This is a genomic window from Paenibacillus sp. OAS669 (genome assembly GCF_014873645.1).
Lineage (GTDB): Bacteria > Bacillota > Bacilli > Paenibacillales > NBRC-103111 > Paenibacillus_S > Paenibacillus_S vulneris.
Genome location: NZ_JADBDR010000027.1, coordinates 38,702 through 51,244 on the forward strand (window position 1 = coordinate 38,702; position 12,543 = coordinate 51,244).

7 protein-coding genes are annotated in these 12,543 nt (G+C 42.6%); all 7 read left to right on the forward strand.

The genetic code is table 11. The annotated features are described in order from the left end of the window. Positions 1–27 precede the first annotated feature (27 nt). The 7 genes from GGC63_RS33170 to metK all read left to right on the forward strand — a co-directional run bounded on the left by GGC63_RS33170 (position 28) and on the right by metK (position 12,378). Positions 28–720: a WecB/TagA/CpsF family glycosyltransferase gene (locus tag GGC63_RS33170; protein WP_079914323.1), complete on the forward strand. Its 693-nt coding sequence runs from the start codon at positions 28–30 to the stop codon at positions 718–720. 128 nt (positions 721–848) lie between these two features. Further along, positions 849–1,958, forward strand: coding sequence for an MraY family glycosyltransferase (locus GGC63_RS33175; protein WP_192705857.1), 1,110 nt, complete (start codon positions 849–851; stop codon positions 1,956–1,958). Between the two features lie 239 nt (positions 1,959–2,197). Next, a complete protein-coding gene (locus GGC63_RS33180) occupies positions 2,198–6,070 on the forward strand; it encodes an S-layer homology domain-containing protein (protein WP_192705858.1) in 3,873 nt (1,290 codons plus the stop codon). Positions 6,071–6,538: 468 nt separating this feature from the next. Then, positions 6,539–9,910 carry an S-layer homology domain-containing protein gene (locus tag GGC63_RS33185; protein WP_192705859.1) on the forward strand — a complete coding sequence of 1,124 codons (3,372 nt, stop codon included), beginning with the start codon at positions 6,539–6,541 and terminating at the stop codon, positions 9,908–9,910. Positions 9,911–10,015: 105 nt separating this feature from the next. Beyond that, positions 10,016–10,618 carry a hypothetical protein gene (locus tag GGC63_RS33190; protein ID WP_192705860.1) on the forward strand — a complete coding sequence of 201 codons (603 nt, stop codon included), beginning with the start codon at positions 10,016–10,018 and terminating at the stop codon, positions 10,616–10,618. An 87-nt stretch (positions 10,619–10,705) separates the two neighbouring features. Continuing rightward, complete coding sequence (locus GGC63_RS33195; RefSeq protein WP_192705861.1) at positions 10,706–10,972, forward strand: alpha/beta-type small acid-soluble spore protein; 267 nt, start codon at positions 10,706–10,708, stop codon at positions 10,970–10,972. Positions 10,973–11,172: 200 nt separating this feature from the next. Beyond that, positions 11,173–12,378 carry a methionine adenosyltransferase gene (gene metK, locus GGC63_RS33200; RefSeq protein ID WP_225948674.1) on the forward strand — a complete coding sequence of 402 codons (1,206 nt, stop codon included), beginning with the start codon at positions 11,173–11,175 and terminating at the stop codon, positions 12,376–12,378. Positions 12,379–12,543 lie beyond the last annotated feature (165 nt).

Below are 12,543 nucleotides of genomic sequence, written 5' to 3' on the forward strand. Positions count from 1 at the left end.
TTCGGCGTACCGTTCTCCAAACTCAATATGAAGGATACGATCACACAAGTTGCTCGGATGATCGATTCCGGACACCCGCATCAAATCATTACGGCTAACCCGATTATGGTCATGTCAGCCTTGGAAAACACGGCTTATCTAGAGATGATGAAAAATGCCGACTTGATCGTCCCTGACGGGGCGGGGGTCGTATGGGCCTCTCAATACGTTGGCAACCCTGTGGCCGAACGGGTAACAGGCTTCGATCTGATACATCATCTTATGGATTTGGGGCAATCCAAAGGGTGGAAAGTATTTTTGCTCGGAGCATCCCCCGAAATTATTGAGGCTGCTGCGAACCGTTTAAAGGAGAAGTTTCCGAACCTCCAGCTAGTCGGATATAGGGATGGCTATTTTAAGCCGGAAGAGGATCAAAGTGTCATCGAGAATATTAGATCACATCATCCGGACATCCTATTGGTAGGAAGATCGGCGGATACCCAAGAGCCCTGGATCGCCAAGTACAAGGAACAGCTTCAGGTTCCGGTTATTATGGGGGTTGGGGGAAGCTTTGATGTCATGTCCGGCAAATTAAAGCGGGCACCGAAGTTGTTCCAAAAGCTGAAATTGGAATGGTTTTACCGGCTGCTTCAGGAACCTTGGCGGTACAAACGTATGCTTGTCCTGCCGAAGTTTGCTTTGAAAGTGATTAGAGAGAAGGATACCGTACAGAGACCTTGAAAAAAACTATGAAAACTTACTGATAACCGCCTGATTTCCTTAAAATTAGTGTGGTGTTGCGGTGTCAAACGGAGTATAATCTGAAGTGTTTGAGGTTTTTATAGATAAAAGGGGCTGTGAAAACAAAAATGAATGTATTATACGGAATTGGATTTGCTGTCGCATGCATAATTGCCCTTCTAATGACACCTTTGGTAAAAAAGTTTGCTTTCTGGGTAGGCGCTGTTGATGCACCCAATCATCGGAAAGTACATAGTCGCATCATGCCAAGGCTAGGCGGTTTGGCCATTTTTGTTGGATTTGTAGGCGCTTATTTCGTCATTTCTCCTGCCATCGACTCGTTGAACGGAGACGTAGCGCTGGGCTTGCTTATCGGAGGCGCAATTATTGTACTGGTAGGTGCTTTGGATGACCGGTTTGATTTGTCCCCCAAAGTAAAGCTGCTTGGGCAAATCCTCGCCGCATGCGTTGTCGTTTATTCCGGAGTCGTGATTGATCTAGTGAACGTTCCGTTTGGTGACACAACCATTTCGTTAACCTGGCTGGCTGTTCCTTTGACTATTTTCTGGATTGTCGGAGTGACGAATGCGATTAACCTGATTGATGGTCTGGATGGATTATCTGCAGGCGTATCAGGGATCGCAACGACAACGATTCTTATCTTGGCCTTGATGATGGGGAACATAACCGTAGTTCTGCTCAGTATCATATTGCTTGGCAGCATTGTCGGATTCTTATTTTATAATTTTCACCCTGCCAAAATCTTTATGGGAGATTCAGGCGCACTCTTCCTTGGGTTCAGCTTGGCAACGTTATCTGTCCTAGGCTTTAAGCAGGCTACTGTCTTATCCTTACTGGTGCCTATCATGATACTTGGGGTACCTCTATCTGATACATTCTTTGCCATTTTGAGACGATGGGTTAATAATTTGCCTATCTCCAAACCGGACAAGAGCCATCTGCACCACTGCTTGCTGCAATTAGGCTTCAGTCACCGTGTAACCGTCTTGATTATTTACGGGGTAGCTTCCCTATTTGGAGGCGCGGCCGTTCTGCTCTCCTATATGTCCGAGCAGCAGGCGATATGGGGAATGGTGTTATTGATCGTCGTTCTTATCGCGGTCCTTGTACTAGGGGCGGAAGCGATAGGTATCATTAGTCAGACGAAGAAGCCTGTGCTTCAGTTTCTGCAAAAAATAAGAGGTTTGTCCGGCAACCGATCTCGGATGATTAAGTAAATAGTAATATGTAGAAGATCCCAGACCTTCAAAGGTTTGGGATTTTTTGTTCTGCCTATTTTCAGGATTCGCTAAATTTTTTAGGTCTTAAAGCCGATAAGTAAAGTACACGAATCTTTTTTTACTGCTGCGGTAGCCTGTGTCTGCAGTAAAACGAACAAAGGGGGCTTTTTTGCAGAGAGGGCAGATCGACAGCATGCAACAAATATCAAAGAAATATGACATAAGGAGGAACCATTTTGAAACGACTCACTTACAAATGGACCAGCTTTTCCATTGTATTGGCTCTAGTTTTAAGTTTAGTGGCGCCATTAACGGCCTTCGCCGAAGTGACGTTGAGCGTTACAAGCTTGCAGTATCGTAATACAGATAAAGAGCCGGACGGAAATTCGATCGTTGACCAATTCACAACGAACCCGATTTCTATCACAGCTGATGTGAATGGTATTGGGGATGACGAGATCTCTAACATTTACTTCGAGGTAACGAACGTAAAGACAGGGAAATCGAATGTCGACAAGACCAGCAAGCCGATTAAAACGGGAAATAACGAAATTACTTTTTCTAATGTAGTTTTAACCGAAGGTCTTAACAAAATCGTCTTAAGATATGACGGAACCGTAAATACTGCATCCGCCCCAAGCTGGGCTTATTATGTTCCGGTTTCTACTATTAATAATCTCCTCATTAACGGGGACCAAATTATTGATGGTCAAATGTTCCCTAAGAAGGCGCCGTATTCCGGAGCGACTGTTACAGGGATAGCGGGAAATGCTACAAGTATAGAGGCTTACTTGAACAGAGGTACGACGGCTTATCATCCAGCCAATTTTACACGGGGTACTTTTACCTATATTACTAACACGGGCAGAACCAATGATATCAAATTTGTGCCGGGTGATAATGAAGTTAATTTTGTATCCAAGAATTCCACGAATACATACAACTTAAACAAGTCGTTTATTTATGACGATGGCAAAGCATTTGCTTATGGTGCTATGGTGGATCAGAAAACGACTAACGGGGCAGCGCCAACCCAAAAGGTAAGCGCGGCACAAGTTCCGACCTTGCAGCAAAATTCAAGTACCAACAATAACGTGACTTTTTCCGCATCATTAAAGACGACCCGTTCAGGAAGCGTATCTGACTACGTTTATGCCGATATCGAAATGGTGGGTACAGGCGGAGCTTATAAGCTTCACTATAATTTCAGCGATAAGAAGCTTACTCTTCTTGATATCGATAATAATGTTGTAATGGATCCCACTGGTAAGTTGAACAATGGGGTTACACCAAACTTCATTCCAAATCTTAATACAGCAAATACTAATGTAACGATCGATACAGTAAGTGGTATTGAAATTCATAACATTCAAGTTGATTTGCCGGTTAATACGAGCCGGAGATTTCAACAAATTGATGTGACTTTTACCCATAAAAATATGATCGACACTACGAAATCCAGCTTTAATTTCAATTTCGTAGATGCTAATGCACCTTATGTAGATTTCGTTGAACGCATTATCTCTGGTGCCAGCACTAATCCTAAGCTCATTGAAACAGGAAGCAATCAGATTACCGAGTTTCCGGCTACTTTGAGAATCACTGCCAAACAATCATCGCAAGTATTGGTGAAGCTTAATGGCTCTCCTTACGATGATGGGGTAGCTGGGCACTCAGGCGGAATTTATCCTATTAATAGCGATACTGCGGACGTGCTGTTGCAAGGGCTTCGCGATGGTTTAACTACATTGGAAATTATCCCTTATACAACAGGGGGGACTCCGACTGATTTTCCGGCTGGAGCCAAATCCTATGATTTGCAGGTTTCTGCTGCACCTTACATTATCGTAGATAATATTTACAACGGAATGGTTGTAAAGAGTATCAGTGAGATCATCTGTGAAAGCGGAAATACTTGTATTACAGGTAGAGTGGCTAACCTAGGCGGAAATGGAGAACTGAAGGTATCCATAAACAATAAGCCGGTGGATCAGCCTGGAGAGGTTACGTTCTCTTCAGCTACCAAGTTTACTGTGAAGCCTACCGATGCAACACGGGCTGAGTCGTTGTTTGGGAAAGAAGATGGAAGAAAGACGGTTCATTTTGAAATTTGGATTGATGGTCAAAAGGTATCAGAAGCCAACTATGACATTTTTGTATTTAGTCAAAATCTTCCGACCATCTTGAATTTTGCACCGGATTATGATCCAAAGGATGTTAAGTACACTAAAGATACAAAGCCGGATACGTATTATACAACCTCCAGCGAGTTGAAAATTACAGGTTCGGCGGCAAACGCAAAACAAATTAAAGTGACTTATTTCAAGCCGGGCAGCACATCAGCTATTGATCTTAGTATATCGCCAACATCAGCAGGAGCTGTAGCAACTCCATTCCGAAATAGCGGAGATCCAATTAAGCTTAATGATTACGGCGCATATACATTTACAGTAGTCGTAACGAACGATAGCGGGGCTACAGTAACCAAGTCGTTCACTATCACTCGTGAGCCGACCCCTTATTTAATTCTGGAGCCGCAGCTTATTAAGAATGAAGCAGGCAAAGATCAAGCTAACATCAACAAGAACTTTCAGAAAATCAAAATTCTTGCTGAAAATGCGGATAGCGTAGTTTTTGGTAAGGATCAGGCAGTCAAATCTACAGATCCAACCCAACCTGATATTTATTATTATGAGGTTACAGGATTAAAGCCAGGGAAAAATGAAATTAAATTTACTATTAATCGTGCGGCAGGCAAACTAAGCGGAAGCTTCATCCTGTTTAACGTGGATACACCTATTGAAGGAAATCAGTATAAGTCACTCCTGACCTCCAAGATGAAAGTATTTAATGGAGATATTGAACTAAGCTTCCCTAAAGATACAAAGCTTATGCGCAACGATCGTGCAGCAGAGAAACAGTATATTTCAGCTGACCGCAAAATCCTGTTCGGTATTGCAAGCAATGACGACGGTCGGGTAGATAAAGAAATTGAAGACCGTGGCGGGAAAAACTTCCTTATTGAAACGTCGGGACGATTCAAACCGGCGAGCAAGCGATTCTGGATCGATGCGGGAACGATTGAGGAGATTAGAGGCTCTAATCAGGAAGCTAAACTGAAGGACGCGCTTCAAGGAAGCGGTCGTTTGCCGAATGAAGCTTCCGATTTTGGTTCCTCGAACGATGTTTTCTATAATAGGTATTTAAAAGACAATGTCATTCCTACCAAAAGAGGTACGTTGACATTGAAATATGATTCTAGCATTCGTGATGATGCATGGAAATACGTTACGGTATTTGAATTCAGCACCTTCTCCGATAATAACGGTATGCCGAATGATACAAGAGCAGAATGGAGAAACATCGGTGGTGTAGTGGACATAAGCAAAAACACCATTACCGTACCATTTGATTCCTTCGGTTACTATCAGGTTATGTATATGGATGACAGCTTCGATGATGTGACAGGGCATCCATGGGCAAGAGACTATTTGGATATTTTGTATTCCAAAGGGATGATGAACAACAAAACGTCCAGCCCTGAGAAATTCTCGCCCGATGAGTCTATAACCCGCGGGGAATTTGTCACTATGCTCGTCAAAATCTTCAATATTCCGTTGGACAACGAAGATACAAGTATGCCTATAGACAACAACGTTTACACAGACGGAACCTTCAAAGACGTTCAGAGAGGCGACTTGTACGGATCTGACGGCCTCTATGACTTCAAACACATTGAAGCGGCCGCAAGGGCTGGTATTGTTAGAGGAGGCAGCGATGGTTATTTTGGCCACCACGATGCGATATCTCGTCAGGATGCTGCGGTTATGATTGCTCGTGCTGCTGATCTGAAAATGGGCACTGATGACAAGAAGCTGCTGGCATCCCTTCAGAAGTCCTTTACAGACGGTGGAAGTATTGATTATTACGCCAGAGGAGCTGTTGAAGCGGCTACCAAAGCCGGTTTAATTGAAGGTATGCCGAATGTCCTTCTTGAGGGACAAAAGAAACAAACATATCGCTTTGCACCCAAAGATCCTTTCTCTCGTGCCGAAGCGGCAGCTGTAGCTATACGCGTACTGAAGCAACAAAAGAAAATACCTAAGTAAGCAGATGAAAAGACTCGCCAAAGTACTAATATGGCGAGTTTTTTCTTTAATTAACATTGGAAAATAATACGTGATGACGAAGCTGATATATCATTGTATACTAAGTTTCGTGAGCAAGCGAGTGTATGAAAAATGATATATATGTCTGATAGACAAGCTTGCTGAACAAACAATGAATACGAAAATAAATTAAAATACCGAAAAAAAGTTTTTCAAAGACCGCAACTTTTGATGCAACACTGCGTTTAATTCATTGAAACACAAATGATACACCATGAAGAGGCTGGTTTTGTTGGTTTTTTTTCACAAAATAACCTCTTTACCTTACTAGTTTTGCAGTGTATAATGTATAAGGGTATGCGATTATCTAGTTTTTTTACTTATGGTTTACTAGTTTCTGCAATCTTATTCATTGCAGACCTTTATAATAATAATTCGCTCAACTCTGGGAAGGGGGTGAATCGGCTAATGAGGGAATCGAGCTCTAATTTAAAACAAAACTCTCAACAACCGAAAGATATTCGAGGAGGAGAAAAAAAGGTTATGAAAAAAAGTTTATCCACAATCTTGTCCCTTGCTATGGCATTCTCGATGTTTTCTTCCGTAGCATTCGGTGAAGAAGCTGGCAAGACTTCCGCTAACTTTAGCGACCTGAAAGATCTTGACGCAGCTACTAAAGCTAAATTTGATGAAATGATTTCCGCTGGTATTTTTGATGGCGTGAAAGACGATACTTTTGGTTTGAAAGACAAAATGAACCGCGCTCAATTTGCTAAAGTTGCGGCTTTGGTTTTCAAATTGAAAGTTGACACTTCCTTGAAAACTTCCAGCTTCACGGACGTTAAAGCTGACGACCCAGCTAACGGCTATGCTCTTCCGTACATCGAAGCAGTTAAAGCTGCTGGTATTACTGATGGCTACGCTCCTGGCGAGTTCAACCCAGCTGGCGAAGTAACCAAAGAACAATTGGCTACTTTCTTGATTCGTGGTCTGAAAAAAGACTCCGAAGGCAAAGCGACTCCAGGCGTTAACGACAACACTGTTTCCGACTGGGCTAAAGGTTATGTAGCTCTTGCACTTCAATTGAAATTGTTGAGCAACGGTACTGACGGTACTTTCGGTGGTACTACTGCAGCTACTCGTGACCTGTTGGTGCTCAGCTCCTATGAAGCTAAACATCAATACAAAGCAGACTTCAACGGCAAATATGCCATCAATTCCTTCAAAGCAACTAACTTTAACGAGTTGACTCTTGAATTGAACGGTCCTTTGACTGAAGAAGCTGCAAAAACTTTTAAAATCGAACTTAAGAAAGACGGCAACACATTGTCCTCTGGCTACACTACGAAGTGGAGCGATGACAAAACTAAAGCTGTTCTGACTTTCGATACTAAATTCCAAGAAAGCAAATTTGATGTTACTATTAGCGGCGTATCCAACATCGATGACACTGCTAAAACTTCTTCCGTAACAACTACGAAAGAAAAAGTAACAAAAATCGACTTCTTGACTGCATCTGACACAATTCCTCTTGCAGTTGATAAAGACGGTAAATTGTTGCACAAAGTTCGTATCGACTTTAAAGCAACTAACCAATATGGTCAAAAAGCTTCCTTCAACGCAAGCCAATTTGACATTCGAGTAAGTGACGGTTCTTTCTCCACAATCGCAGGCGAGCAAGCAATCAACTTGTCCCAAGATTCCAAACAAGAAAGAAACGACAGAATCAACATTACTATCATGCATGAAGACAGTCAAATTAACTTTAGCAAATTGTTCACTGTTGGTGACAAAGCTATCGTTTCCAAAATCGACGTCGGCGACCTGTTGAACAGCGCTGGTAATAAAGTTGACTACCTGGAAGCTAACACAACTGGCTACCTTTCCTTCAAAGCATATGACCAATACGGTCTTCGCGTAGAAGATAAAGATCTGTTGAATGACGGCGTAACAGTTAACCCAACTGACCGTGACCTCGAAGTTGGTAACGACGACAAAGACGCATTTGTTGATAATGTTATCGGCGACGATGCTGCAGACTTGAAAATCCGTTCTGTTAAGAACGAAGAGAAGAAAATTACTGTTTCCATCTTCGCTCGTGGCGGACAATCGGTAACTAAAGATATCACGATCAAAGCATCCAAAGTACCAGCAACTGTAGAGTTCGGTTCTTACAACTACACATTGGCTGAGAACGACGTTATCACTAACGACGAATCCGTTGATAACAAATTCTACGTACCTGTGATCTTCAAAGATTCCAAAGGTGAACAATTGAGCCCGCAAGAGGTCGTTGATGCATTTAACGATGATAAGATCGACGTTCGTTCTTCCAGCGGTATCGATTTGGATAAAGACAATGAAATCGCAAAAACTGGCGCTCACAAAGGTCAAATCGCAATTAAAGGCGTAGGTAGAAAAGGTACTGCTACATTGACAGTTACTTTGAAAGATCTTCCTAACGTTAGAGCAAATACAACTATTCAAGTTGGTGATGCTCGTGAAGCTTCTGAAATCAAGTTCTCCACTCTGCCTAAGAAACAAATGGTTTCTGCTAGAGACGGAAAAACTGTTGTTGATAACGAATTGAAATTCAAAATCTATGACCAAAATGGCACAGAAATGAAATTCAACAACAACGATGAGTACAACTACTTCGTAAGACTTTCTTATACTCTTGATGGTTCTGTTGCTGGTGCTGAAAAAACTTACCTTGCATCTAAGCAAAAGAATGCTGACGATACTAGAACTGATGTATTCCCATCCGAAGCTACTAAAGTTGTAGATAAGAATGGTGTAGTTACTAAAAACGTATACGCTAAAGAGTATGACCTGATGAGCAGCGATGATATGAAGGGTAAAAACGATTGGGAGAACTTCTTCGACAAATCGTTCAAAATCTACTCTAACCCAGGTGCTCCTGAAGCTTCCTACACAGTTAAAGCTGAACTGTTCAAGTACGACAAAAAGAAAACAAAAGCCGATGCAGTTTCTGTTGACAGCAAGAGCCAAAATGTAGAAGTTATCGATCCTACGAAAACTTCTAACAAATTGACTTATGAAGTATACTTGGATAAAGGTGTTAACAACACCATCCTTGCTTCTGCTGACTACTTGAACCTTGACAAAACAGTTTATACTTCTAACGGTTCCGTTTCCCAAGCAACTTACGTTAACGATAACTACAACAAATTGGGTAAAGAACTCAAAGTTAGAGCGAAAAACAGCAGTGGTGAAGAGGTTAAAGTTCCTAACCTTATCACTAGCGTAAGCTCCAGTAACAGATCAGTAGCTGATTTCCCTAACGGAAAACCAAACTTCGTATTCGGTTTGATTGCTGGTACTTCCCAATTGAACGTTGTATTTACGAATGCTAAAAACGAGTCTCAGTCTGCTACATTGAACTTGACAACTAAGAATGAGTCTCCTTCTGTTGCTAGCATTTCCTTGAAGAAAACTGGTAAAGATGTAGAAAGATCTGTATTGAATAGCGGTGTTTACCTGTGGGATAAGCAACTTGCTGAGAAAATCACTGTTAAAGACCAATATGGTGACGAAATCGTATCCGAGTTCGCTCCTGGTGCTAAAGGTGAAGAAAACAAAGCTACAGATCAATTCTTGGTTAAAGACGGCGACATCGGTAAAAACCACATCGATGTATTGGGTATCAGCTTCTATGTTTCTGACATCGTTCTTAGAGACAAAAACGGAACTGATAACGACGTTAAAATCACTAACGGTAAAATCACTAAAGTTGGTTCCAACGTTGATGCATTCACAGTTAATGTCTTCTCGACTAGCAATGTAACTGCATCCTTCGCTGTAACTGTTAAAAACTAATAGTTAACCACTATTGAAAGAAAGGGGACCCTTCGGGGTCTTCTTTTTTTTATCTTTACAAGCTATACTTACAATACATACCAAGCAAAATACAAGAGGTGAAGCATGAACAAGATACGTACCAAGATTATCATCAGTACATTAATGCTATGGGCAGCAACCATTGTGGGCGCGAATGCGGATGGTACGAATACATCGGTGCAACCAGGTTCTGTAGATGATCCTGTCATTACGAAAAGCTACTTGGAACAAAATATTAAACAAAAAATTACGGACGAGCTGACCAAACAGTCCATAACTGAAGAGAAGGTTCGACAAATCATCAGTTCAGAGCTGGGAAAAGGACAAGCTGATGGTAATTCCGGAGGAACATCAAATAATGCTTCAGATACTACCGGCTCATCCGGTGGCTCTTCCTTGGAAGTCATCAAATTAGAACAAGGACAGATTTTATATGGAAGTGCCGGTACAGAGATTATTGTTCGGACCGGAAAAACGATAGCTGTCAGTAAAGACGACGGTATAGCTGATGTCACCTCAGGTAAAGATATCGTCGCAGGTTCGGCCGTTGAGAACAATCATCTGCTGATTATTCCAAGAGAAGGCCGTGGTATTAAGCCGGATCCGAAACAAAAGCAAGAAGTATACGTCATGATTCGCGGCGACTATAAGTTAACCAATGCTGACGGCTCTAAGGTTACACCATAAATTTTACCCATAATGTAAACAGTTTATACGATTGCACCTTAAGTGAGTGGACAAACTAGGTTTACATCACTTATGGAGGTGGATCTTATGGCAAAGGCCAAGAAAGTGGTTCCGGAAAGCAAGCAGGCATTGGATGTATTGAAGTATGAGATTGCGGCTGAATTAGGTCTTCCTGTTGGGAAGAGTGCAGCCCATGCCAATGTAGAATTTGCGACAGAACTTGGTGCCATACCGGCACAATCAGTAAAAGAGGATTATTGGGGACATATTGCATCCAGAGATACTGGTGCTGTAGGCGGAGCCATTACAAGCCGTTTGATTCGCAAAGCAGAAGAAATGATGCTCAATCTATAGTGCCATTAATCAGGTAAACAACGGGGCATTCCAATTGTTAATTTTTGTAGGAACTCATGCAATTTTATTGACAGTCCTCGACAAATCCAGTAACATAGCATAAAGAAGGTCATGTAAACAAAACCTTTTCCTATAGGAAAAGGTTGATTTTTTGTATGTATACTTTTTATCTAATAAATACTCTTTAGGAGGTCGATACTATGTCCATTCCTCGCGGTCGTCGTTTATTTACATCCGAGTCCGTAACTGAAGGGCATCCGGATAAAATCTGTGACCAGATTTCCGATGCGGTACTTGACGCTTTTCTTAAGAATGATCCCAATGCCCGTGTAGCTTGCGAAGTATCCGTTGCTACAGGCTTGGTGCTTGTTATCGGTGAAATCACAAGCCAATCCGAGTATGTCGACATTCAAGCTATTGCTCGCAAAACCATCGAAGATATCGGATATACTCGTGCTAAATACGGATTTGACTCCAAAACTTGCGCTGTGCTTGTTTCCTTGAACGAGCAGTCTCCTGACATTGCTCAAGGCGTAGACAAGGCTCTGGAAGCACGTGAAGGTCAAATGACAGACGAACAAATCGAGGCTATCGGAGCAGGCGACCAAGGGATGATGTTCGGGTTTGCGGTTAACGAAACTCCTGAGCTGATGCCTCTTCCTATCTCGATTTCCCACCAATTGTCCCGAAGACTGGCTGAAGTTCGTAAGAACGGTACCTTGCCTTACCTTCGTCCAGACGGAAAAACCCAAGTAACAGTTGAATACGATGGCGACACACCAGTACGTGTTGACACTATTGTTGTTTCTACCCAGCACAGTGAAGACGTTACTTTGGAGCAAATTCAAGCGGATATCAAAGAGCACGTTATCAAACCAATCGTGCCTGAGAAATTCCTTGATGCCAGCACAAAGTATTTCATCAACCCAACGGGCCGTTTCGTTATCGGCGGACCACAAGGTGACGCTGGTTTGACTGGACGTAAAATCATCGTTGATACGTACGGCGGTTATGCTCGTCATGGCGGCGGCGCATTCTCCGGTAAAGATCCTACGAAAGTGGACCGTTCCGGTGCTTATGCAGCTCGTTATGTCGCTAAGAACGTGGTTGCAGCAGGACTTGCTGACAAATGTGAAGTTCAGCTCGCTTACGCTATCGGTGTGGCACAGCCTGTATCGATCTCCGTAGATACGTTTGGAACGGGCAAAGTAGCTGAAGAGAAATTGGTTGATGTGATCCGCAAGCATTTTGATCTGCGTCCTGCAGGCATCATCAAGCAATTGGATCTTCGCAGACCGATTTATAATCAAACCGCGGCTTACGGACATTTTGGGCGTACCGACGTGGATCTTCCATGGGAACGTACGGACAAAGCAGACTTGCTTAAACGTGACGCTTTGGCATAAGCAGCCTAATCGAATACAGTTAGACAAACGATACCAAAGCCTGGTTCCTAGTGATCCGGGCTTTTTTTTGTTTTGGGCGTGCCCAGCTAAGCACGCATCTTCTATCCGGTGAAAGTCCGGTCGCGGGAGGGGCCAAGCCCCCGCGTAGCTTGGATTCTTATGTAT